The 21,270-nt window shown below is 67.0% G+C and carries 20 protein-coding genes; 10 read left to right on the forward strand and 10 right to left on the reverse strand.

Annotated elements, in window-relative coordinates; genetic code table 11:
* Window positions 1–64: 64 nt before the first annotated feature.
* Genes BGO82_RS16975 through BGO82_RS16985 form a run of 3 tightly spaced genes read left to right on the forward strand, consistent with a single transcriptional unit; the run spans window position 65 to window position 2,334 of the window.
* Window positions 65–841, forward strand: a complete 777-nt coding sequence (locus tag BGO82_RS16975; RefSeq protein WP_291306810.1) for a transporter substrate-binding domain-containing protein — start codon at window positions 65–67, stop codon at window positions 839–841.
* A 37-nt stretch (window positions 842–878) separates the two neighbouring features.
* Window positions 879–1,544 (forward strand): amino acid ABC transporter permease, encoded by a 666-nt coding sequence (locus BGO82_RS16980; RefSeq protein ID WP_291307566.1) that lies wholly within the window; start codon window positions 879–881, stop codon window positions 1,542–1,544.
* Window positions 1,545–1,551: 7 nt separating this feature from the next.
* Complete coding sequence (locus BGO82_RS16985) at window positions 1,552–2,334, forward strand: amino acid ABC transporter ATP-binding protein (protein WP_291307567.1); 783 nt, start codon at window positions 1,552–1,554, stop codon at window positions 2,332–2,334.
* Here the strand turns inward: BGO82_RS16985 and BGO82_RS16990 are convergent.
* Window positions 2,331–3,086, reverse strand: coding sequence for a FadR/GntR family transcriptional regulator (locus BGO82_RS16990; RefSeq protein ID WP_291306811.1), 756 nt, complete (start codon window positions 3,084–3,086; stop codon window positions 2,331–2,333). The genes BGO82_RS16985 and BGO82_RS16990 overlap by 4 nt on opposite strands.
* Before the next feature lie 167 nt (window positions 3,087–3,253).
* Here BGO82_RS16990 and BGO82_RS16995 point away from each other — a divergent pair, with 167 nt between their 5' ends.
* The 6 genes from BGO82_RS16995 to BGO82_RS17020 all read left to right on the forward strand — a co-directional run bounded on the left by BGO82_RS16995 (window position 3,254) and on the right by BGO82_RS17020 (window position 9,503).
* Complete coding sequence (locus BGO82_RS16995) at window positions 3,254–4,549, forward strand: alanine racemase (protein WP_291306812.1); 1,296 nt, start codon at window positions 3,254–3,256, stop codon at window positions 4,547–4,549.
* 48 nt (window positions 4,550–4,597) lie between these two features.
* On the forward strand, window positions 4,598–5,569 hold the full coding sequence (locus tag BGO82_RS17000) for a D-2-hydroxyacid dehydrogenase (RefSeq protein WP_291306813.1): 972 nt from the start codon (window positions 4,598–4,600) through the stop codon (window positions 5,567–5,569).
* Window positions 5,570–5,597: 28 nt separating this feature from the next.
* Entirely contained in the window at window positions 5,598–6,857 is a 1,260-nt protein-coding gene (locus tag BGO82_RS17005; protein ID WP_291306814.1) for an FAD-dependent oxidoreductase, read from the forward strand.
* 307 nt (window positions 6,858–7,164) lie between these two features.
* Window positions 7,165–7,332 (forward strand): hypothetical protein, encoded by a 168-nt coding sequence (locus BGO82_RS17010; RefSeq protein WP_291306815.1) that lies wholly within the window; start codon window positions 7,165–7,167, stop codon window positions 7,330–7,332.
* Window positions 7,333–7,349: 17 nt separating this feature from the next.
* Window positions 7,350–8,027 carry a 4-hydroxythreonine-4-phosphate dehydrogenase gene (locus BGO82_RS17015; RefSeq protein ID WP_291306816.1) on the forward strand — a complete coding sequence of 226 codons (678 nt, stop codon included), beginning with the start codon at window positions 7,350–7,352 and terminating at the stop codon, window positions 8,025–8,027.
* A gap of 9 nt (window positions 8,028–8,036) precedes the next feature.
* A complete protein-coding gene (locus BGO82_RS17020; RefSeq protein ID WP_291306817.1) occupies window positions 8,037–9,503 on the forward strand; it encodes an FGGY family carbohydrate kinase in 1,467 nt (488 codons plus the stop codon).
* Here the strand turns inward: BGO82_RS17020 and BGO82_RS17025 are convergent.
* The 6 genes from BGO82_RS17025 to BGO82_RS17050 form a co-directional block, all read right to left on the reverse strand.
* Complete coding sequence (locus BGO82_RS17025) at window positions 9,437–10,468, reverse strand: Gfo/Idh/MocA family oxidoreductase (protein ID WP_291306818.1); 1,032 nt, start codon at window positions 10,466–10,468, stop codon at window positions 9,437–9,439. The genes BGO82_RS17020 and BGO82_RS17025 overlap by 67 nt on opposite strands.
* Window positions 10,465–11,679 carry a BNR-4 repeat-containing protein gene (locus BGO82_RS17030; protein WP_291306819.1) on the reverse strand — a complete coding sequence of 405 codons (1,215 nt, stop codon included), beginning with the start codon at window positions 11,677–11,679 and terminating at the stop codon, window positions 10,465–10,467. The genes BGO82_RS17025 and BGO82_RS17030 overlap by 4 nt, the downstream gene beginning before the upstream one ends.
* Window positions 11,680–11,755: 76 nt before the next feature.
* The gene (locus BGO82_RS17035) at window positions 11,756–12,499 is read right to left on the reverse strand and encodes a GntR family transcriptional regulator (protein WP_291306820.1); all 744 of its coding nucleotides are present in this window, start codon (window positions 12,497–12,499) and stop codon (window positions 11,756–11,758) included.
* Between the two features lie 96 nt (window positions 12,500–12,595).
* Window positions 12,596–13,477, reverse strand: coding sequence for a carbohydrate ABC transporter permease (locus BGO82_RS17040; RefSeq protein WP_291306821.1), 882 nt, complete (start codon window positions 13,475–13,477; stop codon window positions 12,596–12,598).
* On the reverse strand, window positions 13,477–14,430 hold the full coding sequence (locus BGO82_RS17045; protein ID WP_291306822.1) for a sugar ABC transporter permease: 954 nt from the start codon (window positions 14,428–14,430) through the stop codon (window positions 13,477–13,479). The genes BGO82_RS17040 and BGO82_RS17045 overlap by 1 nt, the downstream gene beginning before the upstream one ends.
* Window positions 14,431–14,436: 6 nt before the next feature.
* Window positions 14,437–15,753: an extracellular solute-binding protein gene (locus tag BGO82_RS17050; protein ID WP_291306823.1), complete on the reverse strand. Its 1,317-nt coding sequence runs from the start codon at window positions 15,751–15,753 to the stop codon at window positions 14,437–14,439.
* A 160-nt stretch (window positions 15,754–15,913) separates the two neighbouring features.
* On the opposite strand from BGO82_RS17050, the gene BGO82_RS17055 reads away from it, so the two are divergent.
* Entirely contained in the window at window positions 15,914–16,762 is an 849-nt protein-coding gene (locus BGO82_RS17055; RefSeq protein ID WP_291306824.1) for a Gfo/Idh/MocA family oxidoreductase, read from the forward strand.
* A 220-nt stretch (window positions 16,763–16,982) separates the two neighbouring features.
* Here BGO82_RS17055 and ugpC read toward each other — a convergent pair whose 3' ends face one another.
* Genes ugpC through BGO82_RS17070 form a run of 3 tightly spaced genes read right to left on the reverse strand, consistent with a single transcriptional unit; the run spans window position 16,983 to window position 20,985 of the window.
* Window positions 16,983–18,083: a sn-glycerol-3-phosphate ABC transporter ATP-binding protein UgpC gene (gene ugpC, locus BGO82_RS17060; RefSeq protein ID WP_291306825.1), complete on the reverse strand. Its 1,101-nt coding sequence runs from the start codon at window positions 18,081–18,083 to the stop codon at window positions 16,983–16,985.
* Between the two features lie 33 nt (window positions 18,084–18,116).
* A complete protein-coding gene (locus BGO82_RS17065) occupies window positions 18,117–19,481 on the reverse strand; it encodes a Xaa-Pro aminopeptidase (protein WP_291306826.1) in 1,365 nt (454 codons plus the stop codon).
* Window positions 19,482–19,491: 10 nt separating this feature from the next.
* Window positions 19,492–20,985: a M81 family metallopeptidase gene (locus tag BGO82_RS17070; protein ID WP_291306827.1), complete on the reverse strand. Its 1,494-nt coding sequence runs from the start codon at window positions 20,983–20,985 to the stop codon at window positions 19,492–19,494.
* Window positions 20,986–21,270: the final 285 nt, after the last annotated feature.

The following is a 21,270-nucleotide window of genomic DNA, read 5'->3' on the forward strand; positions in this document are numbered from 1 at the left end:
CTCTTTCGGCCGTGCAGCATTTTTGGGAGCGGCGAGTGTCGCCGCTGTCGCGGTGACCGCTGGCGTGGCCAACGCCCAGGAGGATACCGGCGAGTCGACCTTCGATCGGATCCAGCGCACCAAGACGCTTCGCGTGGCGGCGCTGCCCGGCGAGGCGCCCTACTTCAACAAGGACCTTGCCACCGGCGCATGGACCGGCATGTGTGTCGAAATGGCCAAGGATATCGCCGCCACCTTCGATGCTCAGATCGAGTGGTTCGACTCGACCTACGGCAATTCGGTGATCGAGCTGCAGACCGGCAAGGTCGACCTGGCCTTTTCGCTGACCCCGACGCCCAAGCGCGCCCTTGCCATCGGCTTCAGCCGCCCGGTGTTCATGCACGGCTTTGGCGCCGTGTGCAAAAAGGGCTTCGAGCCGACGCGCTGGGCGGAGCTCGACAAGCCCGAAGTGCGCGTGGCCGTCGACATCGGCTCCGGACACGAGCTAGCGGCGCGCAACTTTGCGCCCAACGCCACCATCACGCCGCTGAAGACGCGCGACGACTGCATCCTGGCGGTGCAGACCGGCCGTGCCGACTGCTCGATCCTCACCGTCGTGCTGGGACTCACCGCGGTGAAACGCAATCCGGCGCTCGGCAAGTTCTCGGTGCTCACCGAGCCGCTTGTCGCGTTGCCCAATTGCATGGGCGTGCGCTACGAAGCGGACAAGCGCTGGCGCGACTTCCTCGACAACTGGACGGATTACAACCGCGGCGCCGGCCAGATTCGCAAGTGGATGATCGACGGGCTGGCGCTCAACGGCGTCGTCAGCTCGGACATCCCGAGCAACGTCACGTTCTGATCTGCGGGCCGGTTGGGAGGAAACGCCATTGAGCGGTGTGAGCTATCACTGGGACTTCTCGTTCTTGTGGGGCTATCGCACGGTCCTTCTGACCGGCCTTGCCTATACCATGGCCTATACGGTCGGCACGATCCTGCTGGGACTCGTCATCGGGCTGGTGGCGGGGCTGATGCGCATGTCGCGCAATCCGTTCATCCGGGGCCCGGCCTTCGCCTATATCGAGATCTTCCGCTGCACGCCGCTGCTGGTGCAGATCGTGTGGTTCTACTACGCCTTCCCCATCCTGATCGGCATCGAGATGTCGGCGACGACGGCGGCCGTCCTGGTGCTGTCGCTCTATACCGGATCGTTCTACGCCGAGATTTTCCGTGGCGGCATCCTGTCGCTGGAGCTGGGGCAGTGGGACGCGGCGCGTGCCGTGGGCATGCGCCAGGGGCAGCTGATGCGCCACATCATCCTGCCGCAGGCGGTTCGGCGCATGATGCCGCCCTTCATCAATCAATCCGTGATCCAGCTCAAGAACACGTCGCTGGTCTCGACCATCGCGGTGACCGACCTGCTCTATCAGGGCATGCTGATCACCGCCGCCACCTATCGTCCGCTCGAGGTCTACACGCTTATCGCCGCGATCTATTTCGTGGTGCTTTTCCCGCTCACCGCGCTTGGGCAATATGTCGAGAACAGGCTCCGTTATGCCGAATAGCGAGACCATGGCCGGGACGTCGGCTGCGCACTCCGAAGCGATGATCGGTCTTTATGACGTGCACAAATCGTTCGGGCCGCTCGAGGTTCTGAAAGGGATCTCGTTCGAGGTGCCGCGTGGCGGCGTGGTGGCCCTGATCGGGCCGAGCGGATCGGGCAAGTCCACCATCCTGCGTTGCGTCAATTTGCTCGAAACGCCCAATGCCGGCACCATAAAGGTGGGCGCGCAGACGCTCGCCTTTTCGAAACGCCATCGCCTGCCCGGCGACCGGCGTCTGGCCGATTTCCGGGCGCGCACCGGAATGGTGTTTCAGAGCTTCAACCTCTTTCCCCACAAATCGGTGATCGAGAACGTCATGGCCGGTCCGCTCATCGTCAAGCGCATGGCGCGCGACGAGGCCCGCGCCATCGCCGAGCGGCTGCTCGCGCGCGTGGGGCTGGCCGAGAAGGCCGAAGCGGCTCCCGCCCGCCTGTCGGGTGGCCAGCGCCAGCGCGTCGCCATTGCGCGGGCGATGGCGATGGAACCCGATGTGATGCTGTTCGACGAGCCGACCTCGGCACTCGACCCCGAGCTCGTGGCCGAGGTTCTGGCGGTGATCCGCGGCCTCGCCGACGACAACATGACCATGCTGCTCGCCACGCATGAAATGGCGTTCGCGCGCGACGTCGCCGACCGCGTGGTGTTCATGCGCGATGGTGTCGTCGTCGAGGATGGGCCGGCGCGACAGGTGATCGAAACGCCGCAGCATCCTGCCACCCAGGCCTTTCTGGCACACTTCCACCGCCGCTAGGGACGGGAACCGGCTTCCTCTCGCGCGGGCGTGGCGGCGGGGTTGCTGGCGAGCGTCAGCCCGCGATAGCGCGACTGGCTGCCACCCAGATGGACCCGCATGGCCTCGCGGGCACCCTCGGCGTCCCCGCGCGAGATCGCGTCGCAGACGGCGCGATGCTCGGCGGCGGTCTTTTCGAGATAGGACTTGCTGATCAGGGTCTCGCGCCCGCTGCCTTCGAGACTGTTGCGCGGCAGCAGGCTCAACCCCAGCCGATCGAAAAACTCGATAAAGGCCATGTTGTTGGTGGCTTCTGCGATGGCACGATGGAAGCTCCAATCCGCGGCCTCGGTCGGTTCGCCGCCGGCAGCGGCCGTGGCGAAGGCGTCGGCGGCCTCGTAGATGCGCTGCTCCTGCGCCCACGATTTGCGCGCTGCGGCAAGCCCGGCGCCATGCATTTCGACGGCCATGCGCAGTTCCAGCATGTCCAGGGCCGAAGCCGAAAAATGCAGCTCCCGTCCCGCCGCCGGCGGCGACTTCTGCGAGACGAAGACGCCGACGCCATGTTTGGCCTGGAGTATGCCGTCCGAACGCAGCGCCGCGATCGCCTCGCGGATGACGGTGCGGCTGACCCCGAATTCCAGCGCCAGCGCTTTTTCGGTCGGCAACTTCTCGCCCACGGCCACCGGGCCTTCGGAGATGCGCTTTTGCAGGGCCTCCTTGGTCTGCAGGGTCAGATTGCTGCCGTTTCGCCGTGCCAATTGCTTGTCCATCGCTGTAAGATAGTATCACCATCGAGGGTGCGGCTTAGCGCCGGTATCCATGGCTGTGGTTATGCTACGCCTGCCTTTGCGTCACCTCAAGATCAGGGTGTGCAGAACTCTCTGTTGACGAGTGATCACATCTCTGCAAAGACTGATCAGGTCTTTGCAGAGGTTTCATGCCTGTCACCCGCACTCAGGTCCCGCTCGACCCCGACTGGAAGGGGGTGCCTCCGGACGCGGGCTTGCGTACCACCGGCGATCTGGCCGCGACGGGGTGGCATCCGGCGGACGGCCATCTCAATTTGCCGCTGCTCTCCCTCGACCTGCCCACGTTCGAGGCCAATGTGTCGACGATGCTCGCGCTCTGCCAGGCGCACGGCGCGGCCATTGCCCCCCATATCAAGACGCCGATGGCGCCCGACATCGCGCGGATGCTGCTCGCCGCAGGCGCCTGGGGCGTCTCGGTCGCCGATTTGCGCCAGGCCGGCGTCATGCTGCGGAGCGGGCTGCGGCGGTTGCTGCTTGCCAACGAAATCGGCGGCCGCGCGGCGGCCGGCCGGCTCGCAGCGCTGCTCGGGCAGCACGCGGACGCCGAACTCACGCTGTTCGTCGACTCGCCGCGCGGCGTCGCCGATCTTGCGGCCGCCTGGGCCGAGGACGAGGCGCTGCCACCGCTGCACCTTCTCGTCGAGGTGGGGTGCGGCCGCGGCGGCACCGAGTCGCAGGACGAGGTCGAGGACGTGATTGCCGCGATTGCCGGCAGCGGCGACCCCCGCCTCGCGCTCGCCGGCGTCGCCGCCTATGAGGGAACGGCGCGGCGCCCGGACGCCGCCGCGACGGCCCGTGAGCTGGACGCGCTTTTTGGCCGGATCGAGACGGCACTTGCGGCCGTGCGGACGGCGGTGCCGGAGCGCGCCCTGCTGCTCAGTGCCGGCGGCTCGAGCCTGTTCGATCACGTCCTGACGCGATGCGGTCCGCTGGCCGCGGCCGATGGCGGGACGCTGTTGCTGCTGCGCAGCGGCGCCTGCTTCTTCTGCGATCACGGGCCGGTGCGCGAGCGGCTCGAGGAGCTGGCCGCCCGCCGCTTGCTGGGCCCCGACTGGAACGCAAGGATCGAAACGTCGTTTCAGCCGACGCTGCGCCTTTGGGGCGAGGTCCTGTCGCTGAGGAGCGACGGCACCGCGATCTGCGGCATCGGCATGCGCGATGTGGCGCACGATCAAGGCTTGCCCGTCCCGCTCACGGCCTGGCGTGGCGGCCGGCCCGCCAGCGACCTGCGCGGCACCGCCAGCGTCGACAGGCTCAACGACCAGCACGCCTTTGTCACCGCGCGCGGTGCCGGATTGGAGGTGGGCGACGTCATCGAATTCGGCGTCCGCCATCCCTGCACCACGCTCGACAAGCACGGCGCCATCTACGCCCTGAACGAGAGGGGCAAGCTGACAGCCGTGCTGCACACCTGCTTCGGGTAACCCCGCGAGCATTGTCTTTTCCGTCACCCCGTCGCCGAGGATCGCCCCTTGACCCTGCCCTCCCGTGATCAGCTTACCATCCTTTTCGGCCATCCCGCGTATCGGGTTAAGGCAGCCTTCGATGCGCTCGGCAGCGGCGTGCGCACGCTCGAAGTTGACACATTTCCGGCTTTCGAGGCGCAGGTCGGCGCGGCCGATGTCGTCGTCTGCTCCGGCTTCTGGCGCAACCAGTTCCTTGCGCGGGACCATCGCCTCAAATTCATCCAGTCGATCAGCGCCGGCACGGACCAGTACGACCGCGCCGCGTTGGCCGCGGCGAAGGTGCGGCTTGCCAGCGCGCATGGGGTCAACGTCAACGCCGTCTCCGATCATGCCATGGCGCTCGTTCTCGCCATCGCGCGGCGCCTGCCGGAGGCGCGCGACAACCAGGTCAAGAGGCTGTGGCGGCCGATGCAGAGCGACCACGCGCTGCGCGAGGACGAGCTGGCCGGCAAGACCATCCTGGTCGTCGGGCTCGGGCGGATCGGCGGCCGGGTGGCGAAGCTGGCCAAGGCCTTCGACATGACGGTGATCGGCGTCCGCCGCAATCGTCTGGACGAGCCGGGGCATGCCGACGAAGTGCATTCCTTCCGCGACCTGCCGGCGCTGTTGCCGCGTGCCGACTATGTCGTGCTCAACTGCCCGCTGACCGACGAAACCCGCGGCCTCATCGACGCGGCGGCGCTGGCACGGTTCAAGCCGTCCGCGTGGCTCGTGAACACGGCACGCGGTGGCTGCGTCGATGAGCCGGCGCTGATCGCGGCGCTCGAGGCGGGCACGCTCGCCGGCGCGGCGCTCGATACGGTTGCCGAGGAACCGTTGCCGGCGAGCTCTCCTCTATGGGGCATGCCCAACGTCATCGTCACGCCCCATACCGCCGGCGAGACCCGCCGCTACGAAGCCAACGTTGCGCGCATCCTTCAGGCCAATCTCGACAGGCTGTGGGCTGGCGACGACACGCTGATCAACGGCATCGTGTAGGCGCGAGCTTGCCGGAAGGACGACCGTCATGACCGAAGGCCCGAAGAAGGTAGCCGTCATCGGCTGCGGCATGGTCGGCGTGATGACCGCGCGCTATCTGCAACGCGCCGGGCACAGCGTGACGCTTGTCGACCCGCGGGAGCCAGGCGAGGGCGCCTCGTTCGGCAATGCCGGATGTTTCAATCCGTCCTCGGTGGTCCCCATTGCCGGGCCCGACACGTTTAAGCAGGTGCCGGGCTATCTCACCGACCCGCTCGGGCCGCTCTCCATCCGCTGGCGCTACGCGCTGCCGATCCTGCCCTGGCTCATCCGCTATGGCCTGGCTGGAACGCCGGGCCGGATCGCCGCTCAGGCCGACGCGTTGCACGCGCTGCTGGCGCCGAGCCTCGAGGCGCTGATGCCTGTCGTCGCCGATGCCGGGGCCCGGCATCTGGTGCGTCGCGACGGCATTCTCATCGTCTATCGCACGGCGCGCAGCGTCGAGTCCGACGCGCGCAACTGGGCCATACGGCGTGCACACGGCATCGAATGGGAGGATCTCGACGAAGCTGCCTTGCACGATTTCGACCCCAATCTCAGCCTCGACGTGAAGTTCGGAAAGTACGTTCCGGGCAATGGGCACACCGTCAATCCGGGAGCGCTGGTCAAGGCCATCGCCGCCTCGGTGCACGCCGCCGGCGGCGTGCTGGTGCGAGCCGTTGCGCGGGATTTTCGCTTCGCGGGCAACCGGCTCGAGGCCGTCGTCACCGATGCCGGAGAGGTTGCGGCGGAGGTCGCGGTCATTGCTGCTGGCGCGCACTCGAAACCGCTGGCCGCTGCGGCGGGCGATCGGGTGCCGCTCGAGACCGAGCGCGGCTATCACGTCGTGATCGCCGATCCTGCCGTGCAGCCCCGCGTGCCAACGACGGACTCCGAGGCCAAGATGGTGGCAACGCCGATGGAGATGGGGGTGCGCGTCGCCGGCACGGTCGAGCTCGCCGGGCTGGAGCTGCCGCCGGACTGGCGGCGCGCCGATATTTTGCGCAAGCGCATCGGCGGGCTTTATCCCGCGCTTGCCGAAGGCGCCGCGCATGGCAACGTCACGCGATGGATGGGGCATCGCCCGAGCCTGCCGGACTCTTTGCCGGTGCTGGGACGGTCGCGCCGTTCGCCCGACGTCATCCATGCGTTCGGCCACCAGCATGTGGGCATGACGGCGGCGCCTTTTACCGCGGTCGTCGTCGCCGAACTGGTATCGGGCCGCCCCTCGCCGATCGATCTTGCGCCATATCGGCCCAGCCGGTTCTGACCTTTCCCTCCACGCCGGCCCCGAGCGGCGATCATCCTCGCCCGGCGTCGTGAACATTGAGCGCGAGATCAAGGCAAGCGTGTAAGCGTCACCAGCTCCAAGACGGCTCGCTGCAGCCGGTCCAGGGTCTCGACTCGGCCAGAGACTCCAGCATTTCCCGACCTCCCCGCATCTCCATCCGTGCACCGAAGCTCGACGCGCCGATACGGGACACCCGTCGCCTCGACGGCGAACGACGCCGCCGGCCATTGCAACGCGGCCGGAAACTCGCTAACAAGTCATATTACGTCTTATCACTGAGCCGGACTTGCCGACCGACGCCACGATCTTGTCTCCGACATCGCAGCGCATCGCCGCGCCGGACCGGCTGCAGGCGCTGCTCGACGGCCGCTATGCCGATCGCTGCTGCCGCTTCACCGTGCTCGACCTCGCCGCGGCCAACGGCCGGCTGGCGCCGATGCTCGCTTCGCTCTGACCTACGGAGGCCCCGCGATGGACTTCATCTTCATGCTGACCCGCGGCGACAGGACGGTGGAGGACTGTCTCGTGGTGCTCGACGAGATCCTGCCGCTCGGGCTCAAGCACATCGGCTTCAAGGACGTGGGCGTCGAATTCGAGGTGCTGGTGAAACTTACCGAGCGCATCCGCCGGGGCGGCGCCCTCTCCTACATGGAGGTGGTGTCGGAGACGCCGGAGGCCTGCCTGCGCTCGGCCGCGGCGGCCAAGACGCTCGGCATCGACCGGCTGCTCGGTGGCACCGACGTGGCCGCGGTCAAACGGATCATCGCCGGCACGTCCACGATCTATTATCCGTTCCCGGGCTTTCCCGGGGGACATCCGACGAAGCTGGGAGGGCAGCCGGGCGACGTCGCCGCGCATTGCGAGAAATTCATGGCCGAAGGCTGCGGCGGCTGCGACCTCCTCGCCTATCGCGCCACCGAGGCCGACCCGCTCGATTTGGTGCGGGCCGCGCGCCGGGGGCTCGGCAAGGCGGGCTATCTGATCGTCGCCGGCTCCATCGCCTCGCGCCAGCGCATCGCCGACGTGGCGGCGGCGGGCGGCGATGCCTTCACCATCGGCACGGCCGTGTTCGACGGCTCTTACAGCCCGCGCAAAGGCTCGATACTGTCGCAGCTCGGCGACGTGATCGCCGATTGCGCCACGGTGTGAGGTTCCGGCATGGCTCTGCTCGGGCTCGACCTCGGCACCCAGAGCCTCAAGGCGCTGGTGCTGGCTGACGATTTGCGCGTGCGCGGCAGCGGCGCCGCCGCGTATCGCCCACGCCTGCCGCGGCCCGGCTGGGCCGAGCAGGACACGCGGGACTGGCTGGCGGCGCTGCGGCCGGCGATCGCCGCGGCGCTGGACGAGGCCAGCTGCGGACCGCAGCAGATCGAGGCGATCGCCATCAGCGGCCAGCTCGACGGCTGCGTGCCGACCGATGCGGCGGGGAAGGCGCTCGGCCCGGCCCTGCTCTGGATGGACCGGCGCGCAACGCCCCTGCTCGCCGGGATCGATGCCGGGATCGTGCATGCACGCTGCGGGCTGGTGCTCGATGCGACGCACATGGCGGCCAAGATCGCCTGGCTGCGGCACGAGCAATGCGCCGCCGCCACCTGGCACCAGCCGGTGAGCTACCTTGTTGCGGCGCTGACCGGAGCCCGCGTGATGTCGCTTTCTCTTGCCTCGACCACGATGCTGCTCGATCTCGCGGCGGGCGAGTGGAGCGACGATCTGCTGGCGCTGTTCGGCATCGACCGCGGGACGATGCCGACGCTGGGCACCGAAGCTGATATCGCCGGCCGGCTCAGCGCGCGCGGCGCCGAGCTCACGGGATTGCGGCCGGGAACGCCGGTCGCGGTGGGGACCGGCGACGATTTCGCCAATCTGCTCGGCGCGGGCATCGCAGCGCCGGGCACGGTGAGCGTCTCGCTCGGCACGTCGGAGGCGGTGGGCGCGCTGCACGGCCGGCCGGTGATCGACCCGCAGATGCTGGTCGAGACGCATGCCTTTCCCGGCGGCTTCTATTGCCTGGGCAATCCCGGCTGGCTGTCGGGCGGGGCAGTGCGCTGGGCGGCGGAGCTGCTCAGGGCCGAGAGCGACGCGGCGTTCGGCGCACTGGCGGCGGAGGCGCCGGCGGGGTGCGACGGGCTGGTGTTCATCCCGGCGCTGAGCGGCGCGATGGCGCCGCGCTGGATCGCCACGGCGCGCGGCAGCTTTGTCGGGCTCACGGCGGCGCACGGCCGGGCGCATATGGCGCGGGCCGTGCTGGAGGGCACCGCCTTCGCCATGCGCGACGTGATCGACCGGCTGGTGGCGCTGGGCGTGGCGACCGACGCAATCCGCATCGTCGGCGGCGGCGCGAAGAGCGGCGTGTGGTGCCAGATGCGGGCCGACATTGCCGGCCGCCGGATCGTGGCGCTCGGCGAAGTCGACGCATCGGCGCTGGGGGCAGGCGTGCTTGCGGCGGTGGCCGCGAAGAAGTTCCGCGACATAGCCAGTGCCAGCACGGCGCTGCACCTGCCGACACAGCGATACGAGCCCGGTCGCGACGCGCCAGCCTACGCCGAAGCCTATGCGCACTACCGCGAGACGTTCGAGGCGCTGGCGCCGCTCTGGACCAGCCGGCCGGTGGCGGCGGAGCGGTAGAGCCCGTCGACCACGAACAGCGCCGCGGCGGCATCGGCAGCGCCCGCGGGCACCGGACCGTCTGTCGCAATGGCTTCGACGAAGGCCTCGAGCATGAGCCGATGGCTGTCCGGGCGCTCGACTGGAATATCGGTCCAGCGGTTATCGGCATAGAGCCGCAGCGGCTGCTCGCCGAAGGGGTCGGGCAGGTCGAGGCGGCCGCACGAGCCGTCGATCTCGATGGTTTCGGCGCGCACGGCGCCGGGCGCATGCGCACTGGCGACAAGGCTCGCGAGGCCGCCATTGGCGAGGCCGATGGTGGCGCTCGCACTGTCCTCGACCTCGACCCCGGCCGGGACGGCGAAGGTCGCGATGCTGCCCATGACCGAGACGTAGTCGAGACCGGTGACGTAGCGGACGGTGTCGAGCTGGTGGATCGCATTCATCATCACCACCCCGCCGCCGGCCATGGCCTTGCTGGCGCGCCAGTTGAGATGGCCGGGTGCCCCCCAATAGTCGCGGCGCTTGTCGATGAGGGTGCGGAAGCGCACGAGGCGGATTTCGCCGATGCGGCCCTCCTGCACCAACCGGCGCGCCGCCTGCACCGTACCGGCGCGGCGCAGCTCGAAGAACACCGCGAGCTTGCGGCCCCGTGCGTCGGCCAGCGTCCCGAGTCGGCTCGCCGCCTCGGGCGTCAGCGCCAGCGGCTTCTCGCTCAGCACGTGCCTGCCCGCCTCGAGCGCCCGCTGCACCACGTCGGGCAGCAGCGCATGCGGCAGGCCGGCATAGATCGCGCCGATCGTCGGATCGCGCAGCATCGCCTCGACATCGGCGGCGACCGTTGCGCCGGCTTCCGCAGCGAGAGCTTCGGCGCGGGCGCGGTCGGTATCGAACGCCGACGCGATCCTGAGGCCGGCGAGCCCGGCACTCGCGCGGACGATCTCGCCCGCGGCCCAGCCGCAGCCGACGATGCCGAGGCCGATCATTCCGGCTTCCCCGTCGCGGCGCCGACGAGATGCGACAGCGTGTCGTAGTAGCTGTCGTCGGCGTAGCGCTCGAGCTCGAGCGCCACCACGGCGAGATCGCGAGACGGCGGCGTCACGGGCCACGGGCGGGTGAGGCGCACATGTCCGGGCGTCACCAGGTCGCGCCCGGTCCACTGGCCGCTTGCCTGCCGCCGCCACTCCTCGAGATGCCACAGGCCCTGCGACTCGCGCGTGAGGTAGACGACGCCGTCGGGCGACTGTTCGGGAAAGGCCATGCCGCCGACATAGAGCCCGGCGTCGATATAGCCGAACTTGCGGCCGGCCGGCGCCACCGTCTCGATGTGCCATGTGCCGTCGCGCCACGATGCGACGTGGTACTGCGCATCGCGGGTCGAATGATCGTCCCTGATCTTGGAGACGAAGGCGATCTCGAACACCGGGCCCGAGCTTACGTCGAGCAGGTTCACGGTGCGATCAACGGGCGTCTTCTGCACCAGCTCCAGCGCGGTGTAGTTGAGCGGCAGGCCGGCGCCGGTGCGGAGGTTGCCGAGGACGTGGCCGGCCGGCGTGCGCACCTCGCCGCTGCGCAGATCGACGAGACAGGCCCAGACGTCGTGCAGCGGCTTTTTCTCGTACTCCTTGGGATGGCCCGAGACGCCGATGCGCAGCGTGTGGCCGTCGCCGAGCAGCGCGCTGCCCATATAGACCTGCTGGTCGGTGTCGAAGGCGAAAAGGTCGCGCGGCTCGCTCCAGCTCTCGCCCCAGTCGGCGGACATGCGCCAGCCCCAGCGGGTTTCGTCGACCCGGGTGAACAGATGGATCTCGCCGCCGGCGACATGCACCTCGGCATAGGTGGTCGAACCCCAGAAGCTGAGGATCTGCTCGGGGTGCCAGTCGGCGACCGACAGCGGCGCGGTGGAGATGCGATAGCGCAGCCCCTCCTCCGCGTCGTGCCGCGAGTAGAAGCAGATCAGCGGCCTGCCCTCGGCCGCCAGCAGCGCCGGATTGTTGTGGTCGTCGTCCTCGAACTGCGCCAGCGTCTGCCGCTCGACCTGCCCGGTCGCAAGATCGAGCCGCGCCGCGACGATGCCGCCGCCCGATTCGATGCCGCCCAAGAACACCGAATTGCCGATGCGGCTGGCGCGCGGCCGCGTCCACCAGCACCAGGCGAGGTTTTCGACCAACCGGCGTGGCGGAGCGAGAGGAGACATGGGCTGATCTCAGATCGTATGATGACTTACGAGTAGCGCGACGGACGCCCGATGTCCATGCCCCGGCACGGCCCGCTCAATGCGGCACCGGCCCCGGCCCGCGGCGATACACCCTGAGCTCGATGACCGACGGCACGTGCCACTCCAGCGAGCGCATCACCGGCCGGCCGGCGGTGTCGTAGTCCACCTGCTTGACGTGCTGCAGCGGCGTGCCCCTGGGGACGTCGAGGATGGTCGCCTGCTCGGCCGTGGCCAGCGTCGGCGTCACCACGGCACGCGCGTGATCGACGCTGTGCCCGCGCGCCGACAGCAATCTGTAGAGCGAGCCGCTGAACGCCTTGAGATCGGCCTTGGCGTCGACGATGTCGGCCGGCAGGCTGTCGATGGAGAAGATCGCGGGCTTCCTGCCGGCGATGCGCACGCGCCGCACCGTCACCACCTCGGTATGCGGTGCAAGGTCGAGATCGGCCAGCACCTCGGCCTCGCCCGGCATACGCACCGCCTCGAGCACCTTCTTGCTCACCTTGATGCCGGTCGATTGCAGATATTCGGTGTAGCTGAAATTGGTGTCGAGCGAGTTGCGCAGCGTCGGGCCCGAGGTGACGAACGTGCCGGCGCCCTGCCGGCGCACCACATAGCCATCTTCCATCAGCCCGCGCACGGCCTCGCGCAGGGTGATGCGGCTCACCGCGAAGCGCTCGCACAGGGCGCCTTCGTTGGGCAGCTTCGAGCCGGGCGGAAACTCGCCCTCGATGATGGCGCGGCGCAGCTCCGAGCGGACGACGTCGGGAAGCAGCGGGCGGGTCCGGGTCAGAGCCATTGGGTCTCTCTTGGTGCGCGGCAGGGCCGAGGATAGACGGCGGCGCCGGGCTGTTCCATGCCGCGCGCCGGCGGCCCGCAGGCTATCCACCGGCATCTAGCCTTTGACGCCGCTCGAAACCACGCTGCGGATGACATAGCGCTGCAGGAACAGATAGGCGACGACCACCGGGCCGATGGCGAGCACGGCGGTCGCTAGCGCCACGCCGGTATAGGTGCCCTGCGAGTGGCCCTCGAGGGCGAGGCCCTGCGTCACCGTGTACATGTCGGTGTCGGAGGTCACCAGCAGCGGCCAGAGCACGTCGTTCCAGCGCCAGATGACGTTGAGGATGGCCAGCGTCGCCAGCGTCGGCCGGCAGAGCGGCAGGATGATGGTCCAGAAGATGCGGAACTCGGAGGCGCCGTCGACGCGTGCCGCATCCACCAGTTCGTCGGGGATGTTGGCGATGGTCTGGCGCATGAGGAACGTGCCGAAGCCGCCGGCGAGGAAGGGCAGGATCAGCGCCAGATAGGTGTTGGTGAGGTGCACCTGCACCATGAACAGATAGAGCGGAATCATCCGCGTCTCGAACGGGATGAACAGCGTCGCGAGAAACAGGATGAACAGCGTCGATTTGAACGGAAAGCGGCCCTTGGCGAAGGCGTAGCCGGCCAGCGAGCAGAAGAACAGATAGCCCGCCGTGCTGGCGCCCACGACGATCAGGCTGTTGAGATAGAGCCTCAGGATCGGCAGCTTGTCGGTGGCGATCATGTAGTTGAACAGGCTCGGATCGGGCGGCCACAGGCTTGGCGTGCGCGGCATCGACACGTCCGCCTTGCGGCTGAGCGAGGTGGTGAGCATCCACACGAACGGGATCACCATGAAGAAGGCCCCGATCCACAGCACGATGCTCATGCCGGCCTGGCCGCGCCAGTCGTGCGGCAGCAGGCGCGGGCGGCGGGGCGCAACCCTGGAAGCCGGATCGAGCCGCCGCTCCATCAGCGCACCGCCGAAAATTCGCGGCGCAGGAAGCCCCAGAAGGCGATGCTGGTGACGATCAGCACGATGACGAAGAACACCACCGCCGCCGCCGCCGAGAGCGAGAAGTCGCTGCCCACGAACCCCTGCTGGAAGATGTACATGACGATCGACTGCAGCGAGCGCGCCGGCGAGCCACCCGGTCCCCCCAGCGTCCACAGGTCCGAGAAGCGGGCGAGTTGGTCGATGGTGCCGGTGATGATGAGGAAGATGAAGGTGGGCCGCAGGCTCGGCAGCGTCACGTACCACCATGACTGCACCGGCGAGGCGCCGTCGATGGCGGCGGCGTCGTAGAGGTCGTTGGGGATCGATTGCAGGCCGGCGAGGACGACGATGATGAAATAGCCCAGCCCCGCCCAGACGGCGAGGATGGTGGCGGCAGCGCGCGAGCCGGTGAGGGTGTAGCGCGGCTCGGCCAGCCACAGCGGCAGCGGATTGACGCCGAGCAGGCGCAGCGTGCCGTTGAGCAGCCCCCAGTCCGGCTGGAAGACGTAGTGGAACAGGATGGCGATGGCGACCGACGAGGTGAGCTGCGGCAAAAAGTAGATGACCTTGAGCGGCGTCGCCCCGCGCCGCACCCGGTTCAGCATCGAGGCGAGCACGGTCGACAGCGGGATGATGATGACGAGGAAGGCGACCCCGAGCAGCACGGTGTTGCCGAGCGCTCCCCAGAACACCGGGTCGCCCAGCAGCCGCTCGAAATGATAGGTGCCGGCAAATTTCTGCCCGCCGCCCGGCACCTCGGTGAACATGCTCTGCTGGAAGGCAATGGCGGTGGGGTAGCCGATGAACACCAGGATCAGGAACAGCGGCGGCAGCACGAAGCCATACCAGACCAGCGCACCCCGAAAGGCGCGCCGGAGGCGTGCGACGACGCCGGAGTCACGGGAGGGCGGCGACGACTCTGGCGTCATGGGCGGTCAACCGGCTTGCTTGGCCAGCCAATCTTCCGTCTCCTTCTGCGCCTGTGCAAGCGCGTCGGCCGGGGTGGCCGTGCCGGCGATGGCCGCCTCGATGGCGTTCTGCAGCGAGAAGCGCGGCTGGCTGGCGGCCCAGGGATAGGGCGCCTCGGCGAATTGCGGCTGCGTCAGCACCACCTCGGCATCGGGGAATTTGGCGATGGCCGGCACCGCCTCGGCGCCGGTCGAAGCCGTCGGCAGGCGGCCGGACGCCTGGAAGTAATAGGCCTGGGCCTCGGGCGCGCCCGCCAGCCATTTGAGGGCGGTCCAGGCCGCGTCCTTGTTGGGGCAGCTCGCGGCCATCGCCAGCGGCGTGATGGTGGACAGGCCCCCCACCCCGTCGCTGCCGCGCAGATTGAACGACGAGCGGAAGCGCTTCTGCAGATCCGGGTTGGCGATCAGCGGCTGGATGAAATAGCCCTGCTCGCCCTCGGGAATGATGGCGACCACATTGTCGTCGCTGAGGAAGCCGTCCGGCATCGAATCGCTCGCCAGCGCGCCGCGCGGCGCGTATTTCGACATGTCGACCAGCCAGTTGAGCGCCTTGAGATATTCCGGCGTATTCCAGTTGATGGTCATCTTGCCGGTCTGGTCGACGCCACCCCAATTGGCGCCCATGGCGTGGGCGATGGTGAGGAACTGCCACACCGTGTATTTGCCCTGGTACCAGTAGCCATAGGTCTCGACGCCGGTCTTGGGATCGGTGCCGGTCAGCTTCTTGGCCTTCTCGGCGATCTCGTCGAGGGTCGGGTTCTTGCTCAGCGGCTCGACGCCGTAATCCTCGAACAGCTTGGCGTCCCAGTTGATCACGCGCTCGCCGGTGTTGTCGGGAATGTAATAGAGGTGCTGGCCGCCGGGCCCCCACACCTTGTCGGTTTCGAGCTGCTTGCCCCAGACATTCTTGAAGTCCTTGTCCTTGGCGATCAGCTCGTCGAGATTTTGCAGCAGCCCGCGCTTGGCGAAGCTCGCGGCCCCCGGCATCTCGTAGAGGCACGATTGGTTGGCCTGCACCATCGCCTCGGTCTTGGGCGTATAGCCCGTGGCGCCGTCGCCCCAGGCGATGTTGGTGATGACGAGATCGATATCCGGGTTGGCTTTCTCGAAGGCGGCTTCGAGCTTGTCGATGCCCGGCGAGGTGGCGCCGGTATTGGCGTCGATGGTGTCCTTGTCGGGATAGCCGATGGTGAGCAGCGTCACCTGCGTCTTGTCGGCGGCGCTGGCGGGCGCGATGGCGCCGGCCGCAACGACCGCCAGGGCGGCGGACGAAAGAAGGGTCAAGCGTAGCGAGAGTGGCATGGATCGTGTCATGGACGTTCTTCCCCTGTTGATGGACGCGAATGCGCCGGTACGGCACGCTAGCGGTTGTCTAAGAACATATGATGACTTATGACTATCCTGTCAGGGCGCCCCGTGAGCGTCAAGTGCATACCGGCATCGCATGAGCACCAGGATCGGCCTCATCGGCCTCGACAGCAGCCACGCCGACGACTTCATTCGCCACCTCAACCGCGAAGGCCGGCACCCCGACCTGCGCATCACGGCGCTGCAGGGTGGACGCGAGGCGCGCATGGCCGAGCTGCAGGCCCTGGACCGCGACCTTGTCGTTTGTCCGACTGTCGAGAACTTGCTCGGCAAGGTCGATGCGGTGATCGTCGGCCACCGCGACGGCGCGCTGCATCGCGATGCGGCGATCGCCTGCCTTGCGGCATCGCGGCCGGTCTTCGTCGACAAGCCGCTGGCCAACACGCGCAGCGATGCCGAGGCGATCGTGGACGCGGCCGGGCGCGCGGGCGTGGCGCTGCTGTCGGGCAGCGCGCTGCGCTGGCAGGCCGAGACCCGGCGCATCAAGGCCCGCCTCGCCGGCGTCGACGGCGCGACGGAGCTGCACGCCTGGGGCACGTGGCATCCCCACAGCGACTATGGCGGCGCGATCTTTTACGCCATCCACACGGTGGAGCTGGCGCAGGAATTGCTCGGCCCGCACTTCCGCAAGGTGAAGCGGTGCCGGACCGGCGACCCGGCGATCGCCTATCGCTGCGGCGACACCGCCGTGACGCTGAGCTTCCAGCCGCCCGGCGCGTCGGGCCACGCCGAGTTCGGCGTCGAAATATCGGGCAGGGGCGTCGCATTCCGCCGGCCGATCGTGCTCGGCGACGACTACATGCTGCCGGTGGTCGACCGGATCGCCATCATGCTGCGCACCGGCGTCTCGCCGATGTCCCGCGAAGAGCTGATCGCGCCGCTGGCGCTGATGGAAGAGATCGACGCGCTGCTGCGGGCGACCTAGCGTCGCGGACGACGCAGGCTCATCTCCCCGGCCCACCCCGGCGACAGATCCTCGCGCGGATCGAGGCAGCGGCCGCGGCCAGCGCGGCGTGATCGGGCCTGATAAGCAAAACCACCCCGCAGGGTGGCTTTTGGCCAGCTTACGCCACGCCAATCCAAAAACGATATTTAGGCTCTTTAAGCGAGTTTGCTCCGAAGCTATCAGCACATTCATGGTGCGGTCAGCGCTCAGGCAGTCTATGTCCCGACTGGGCGTCGAAAAGCAGAACGCGGCTCGCGTTGAGGTAGATTGGAACAGTGTGTCCGACGCTCAGGCGCTCATCCGGGTCGAGACGGGCGACGACGTCTACGCCCCCCATTTCAAAGTGCACCAGGGTTTCAACCCCCAGTGGCTCCACAATCTTGAGAACCACGTCATAGACGTTCTCGCGCGGACCATGAGCCTGGGCGAGGGCGAAGTGCTCCGGCCGCACGCCAAGCGATACGCGCTTGCCGACATAGGCCACGCCTCGGCCATTTTGATCGGGTGACAAGATCACCGTTTTGTCACCGATCGCGGCAACGGTCCCTTCATCCGTGTGCCGGAGCTCCGCTCCGATGAAATTCATGCCGGGCGAGCCGATGAACCCGCCGACGAATTTGCTCGCCGGATTGAGATACAATTCCTGCGGTGCCGCAATCTGCTCGATCCGGCCGTCGTTCATGACGACCACGCGATCGGCGAGCGTCATCGCTTCGACCTGGTCGTGGGTGACGTAGACTGTCGTCGTCGGGATTCTTGCGTGCAATTGCTTGATCTCGGTGCGCATCTGCACACGAAGCTTGGCGTCCAAGTTCGAGAGCGGCTCATCGAACAGAAAGACCTGCGGGTTTCGAATGATGGCGCGCCCCATCGCCACACGTTGCCGCTGACCGCCCGAAAGCTGTCGCGGCTTGCGCTTGAGCAGCGGCGTGATCTCGAGGATATCAGCGGTCGTCTGAAGCCGCTTTGCGATCTCGGCGCGCGGCGTTCTCCTGAGCTTGAGGCCGAAGGTGATGTTGTCGGCCACCGACAGGTGCGGATAGAGCGCATAGTTCTGAAAGACCATGGCGATGTCGCGCTCGCCGGGCTGCAGCTCGTTCACGCGCTGATCGCCAATCCGGATTTCGCCGCTTGTGATCGTCTCGAGGCCGGCGATCATGCGCAAGGTCGTGGATTTTCCACACCCTGACGGCCCCACAAGCACGATGAACTCGCCCTCCTCGATCTGCAGGTCGATGCCGTGAACAGTTTCGATTTCGCCGTAGCACTTGACTATCTTGTCGAGGATCACTCCTGCCATGCGAATTGCTTTCTCAGTTGGAGACGCCGACCGTTAGTCGCGAACCAGCAGATCGTTGGGACGCAGCCAGAACGGAGGGAGGCACAGCGGCGTCGAAGAGAGGGGCAGTATGGAGGCCTTGACCTCGACGCCCAGGACATCGCGCATGAAGGATCGGCGTGCCTCGATGCGGCCGCTGGTTTCCGGATATTTCGCCGCCAGCTCCTGCCGCAGCTCTGCATTGGCGAATGTGATCGGGTCTTCGCAATTGAGGGCTTGCCCGAGCGGCAAGGGCGTCGGGATGACGTCGATCTGAAACGGCATACCGGAGGCTAGTCTCTCCCGGGATCCTGGTCGCACCGGGCTATGATGCCACTCCTCGTGCCCAGTCAGATGACCGGGATTGAGTGCCGAGCGAAGTCCGCCCTCGGCCAGAGTCTCAGCAACTGCCTCGTAGAGATCGCCGCCAGTCACGCCGATGTCGGCCGTCTCGTACCACCTGAGAAGACCGCGAAAGTAAGCTATCGCGTGTGCCAGAAAGTCGTCATTGCTGGTATCGAGCAGCCCCGCGCGCGATGAAAGTGCTCCCCAAAGCCCAAAAGCCGTCGTGACACCGTCACCACGGCGCAGGCGGCGACCCGTCGGGCTGCGGAGCCCGATGACCGCTTCGCCAGCTCCCGCCGAAGCAAACATCGTGTGTACGTTGAGCGGGTCGCCGGCATATTGCATGCGGGCAACCGCGTCGAACTCGGTATCGCCTTCAGCGACACCACTGACGATGCGCCACAAGGCGCTGGAGCAGCGCGTCGCGGCCCATTCGAACGCCGCGATCTGGTCGACGTCGAGGATCGATCGCAAGCCGTGCTCAGGATGCATGAGGACGGGCGTCGCATCGCGAAGTTCGCCGTGTGCCCCGATGGCCTGTTGCAGCATCCGCGCATACGCGGCCGGAACAAAATAGGCCGTCGAGGGGTCGGCATCTTCCTCGACCTCAAGATATTTCCAGCCCACCAACGCCACCGAATCGCCGGACTTCAAGCCCGCGTCACGCAGGCGATCGACGAGCCGAGGAAACTCGGAACGATCCTGCGCCATGAGACTGAGAGTCTGCGACCGCAGCACGGACAGGCCCGGCAGCACGGCCAGCGCGGCATAGCTCTCCGATTCATTGCCGGTGATGAGAACCCGGCGTCCGCCCGGACCAAGCAGGAGGAAGGCCTCCTCGAAGCGCGGCTCGAAGCCGGTCAGAAACGCCATGTTGCCGAAATGCTCGCGGTCGGCATAGACGACCATCCAATCGGATTTACCGCGCGCATAAGCGTCTCTGGCACGACGGTCGAACACGGCTGCAGGCACTCGCGGCTGATCGCCGGACACGGGGAATGCGGGCAGCTGAACGTTGCGCAACGAAACTCGCATGGCTTGCTCCCTATTTGGCGTCGCCGTAGACGGCGCCTTCCGGCGACCAGTCGAATTCGGCATCGATTGGATAGGTCGGACGATGCAGCGCCGACCAGGCCAACCGACGCATATCCAGTTGCGATGTGCCATCGCTGAGCAGCAGGATGTGCCTTGCGGCAATGTCTTCGAGCCTGGGATGCAAATATCCGAGTTTGACGACATAGGCCTGGTGGCCTCGGGGGTCGATCCCCATGGATGACAGATGTTCGGGCGTCACGATGCCGATCGGCTGCGCATGGAAGGTGGCGATGACGTTGCCGATCCGAACCCGTGCCCACGCACTTTCCACCGAGCGGTAGGGCTGAAAGCCGCTCAGCTGAAGCTCTTCGCCGCCGGCCTCGACCAACGCGAGGACTTTTCGCGCGGTCTTCGGACGAGAGATGTGCTCGCTGCCCAGCTCGATCTCTGTGGTGTTGCCGACGCCGGCCGCGAGCAGTTCCTTCACCGTCTGCGGCGCGGTGATGCCGGCGACAACCAGGTCCTTGATCGCTGGCTCGTCCAGCGCCGCCTGTAGAACCAGCGTCAGGTCGCCGGCAGCGCCGGCGGTGGTGTTGTCGCCCGAGTCGGAAATGTAGACGGGATGCTCCTTGGCGGCCGCAGCCAGTTTGAGGCCCTCCGTCACCTCAGCCGTCTCCATGCCGAGCTTAAACTCCCTGCGGCGATCCCAGATGTTGCGGGCGAGGCGGATGGCTTCGGCGCGGGCGAGGTTCGGATCGTTCTCGGTCACCACGAACGCCGTAGCGGCGGTCCACGGCCGATCGTTCCAGGCGAACCCGACCAGGATGTTGGCTTCCAGCACGCCCGGCCTGGCATCATACTCAGGCAGCGAGCCGTAGAGGTCCTTGGCAGGCCCTCTGGAGGTCACTGCGATTTCGCCGGGAATCAGCATGGGAATACGAACCGCTGCCTTACTCGGCACGAGCTTGCCACGCAGCACCCGCAGCAACATGTCTGCCGCGCGATAGCCGGTCTGCTTGTCGTCGCGGTGCGGCGCCGTCCGCAGCACGGAAAACACCGTACCGGCCTCCAACAGCTCGGGCGTCATGTCGCCATGCAGGTCCAGAGAGACGCCAATCGGAACTTCCGGACCAATCTGCCTGCGGATGGCCGTGATGAAGTCGCTGTCTGCATCGACATCGAGCCCATCGACCTCGAGCGCGCCGTGATTGGCGACCAGTACGCCGTCAAAAGGTCCCTTCTCGTCGAGCAGCCTGAGCGTCCTTTCCTTCACGTCCGCATAAGACTGGGCCGTCATCGGGCCGCCGGGAAGCGCCGTCGCCCAGTACAGCGGAACGGCCTCGACATCCTTGTCTTCGCCCAGGCGTGCAAGCATGCCGCGGATCATCCACAGGTCGTCGTCGCGCATCTGCCGAGGCGTGTAGTGCTGAATGTCGCGAGCGGCAGTGGGCAGTGGCGATGCCAACATGATCTCGATCGAGAGCCCAACAATTCCGATCCGCATATGAAACTCCGTCCTTTGGGCATGCAAGCCCGGACTCCGGAGCATGCTGCGGCCTTCTATTTATCTTGATTACAGAAAAAGAAGCCTGTCGCAAGAGGGACAAACGACCATTGTACCGACCAGGGTTTTCTCACGGTCAACCAGTCAGCGGATCATCATCGTCAGAATAGTCGTGATATTTCAGCATATTATCTAGTAAACCGATGTTCTGGCGCGCAAGCATGGATCGGCCGAACGCGGCACTGCGTTGACAACATCGCAAATTCCGGCGATGAATTTTTCTCG

Origin of the sequence: Devosia sp. 67-54, from assembly GCF_001899075.1 — a bacterium.
In the GTDB taxonomy this organism is placed as follows: domain Bacteria; phylum Pseudomonadota; class Alphaproteobacteria; order Rhizobiales; family Devosiaceae; genus Devosia_A.

What these genes read in the sequence shown, in the direction of transcription:
- BGO82_RS16985 (WP_291307567.1), top strand. Translation starts at nt 1,552, where the DNA reads ATGGCCGGGACGTCGGCTGCGCACTCCGAAGCGATGATCGGTCTTTAT.
- BGO82_RS16990 (WP_291306811.1), bottom strand. Translation starts at nt 3,086, where the DNA reads ATGGACAAGCAATTGGCACGGCGAAACGGCAGCAATCTGACCCTGCAG.
- BGO82_RS16995 (WP_291306812.1), top strand. Translation starts at nt 3,254, where the DNA reads ATGCCTGTCACCCGCACTCAGGTCCCGCTCGACCCCGACTGGAAGGGG.
- BGO82_RS17005 (WP_291306814.1), top strand. Translation starts at nt 5,598, where the DNA reads ATGACCGAAGGCCCGAAGAAGGTAGCCGTCATCGGCTGCGGCATGGTC.
- BGO82_RS17015 (WP_291306816.1), top strand. Translation starts at nt 7,350, where the DNA reads ATGGACTTCATCTTCATGCTGACCCGCGGCGACAGGACGGTGGAGGAC.
- BGO82_RS17020 (WP_291306817.1), top strand. Translation starts at nt 8,037, where the DNA reads ATGGCTCTGCTCGGGCTCGACCTCGGCACCCAGAGCCTCAAGGCGCTG.
- BGO82_RS17025 (WP_291306818.1), bottom strand. Translation starts at nt 10,468, where the DNA reads ATGATCGGCCTCGGCATCGTCGGCTGCGGCTGGGCCGCGGGCGAGATC.
- BGO82_RS17030 (WP_291306819.1), bottom strand. Translation starts at nt 11,679, where the DNA reads ATGTCTCCTCTCGCTCCGCCACGCCGGTTGGTCGAAAACCTCGCCTGG.
- BGO82_RS17035 (WP_291306820.1), bottom strand. Translation starts at nt 12,499, where the DNA reads ATGGCTCTGACCCGGACCCGCCCGCTGCTTCCCGACGTCGTCCGCTCG.
- BGO82_RS17040 (WP_291306821.1), bottom strand. Translation starts at nt 13,477, where the DNA reads ATGGAGCGGCGGCTCGATCCGGCTTCCAGGGTTGCGCCCCGCCGCCCG.
- BGO82_RS17045 (WP_291306822.1), bottom strand. Translation starts at nt 14,430, where the DNA reads ATGACGCCAGAGTCGTCGCCGCCCTCCCGTGACTCCGGCGTCGTCGCA.
- BGO82_RS17055 (WP_291306824.1), top strand. Translation starts at nt 15,914, where the DNA reads ATGAGCACCAGGATCGGCCTCATCGGCCTCGACAGCAGCCACGCCGAC.
- ugpC (WP_291306825.1), bottom strand. Translation starts at nt 18,083, where the DNA reads ATGGCAGGAGTGATCCTCGACAAGATAGTCAAGTGCTACGGCGAAATC.
- BGO82_RS17065 (WP_291306826.1), bottom strand. Translation starts at nt 19,481, where the DNA reads ATGCGAGTTTCGTTGCGCAACGTTCAGCTGCCCGCATTCCCCGTGTCC.
- BGO82_RS17070 (WP_291306827.1), bottom strand. Translation starts at nt 20,985, where the DNA reads ATGCGGATCGGAATTGTTGGGCTCTCGATCGAGATCATGTTGGCATCG.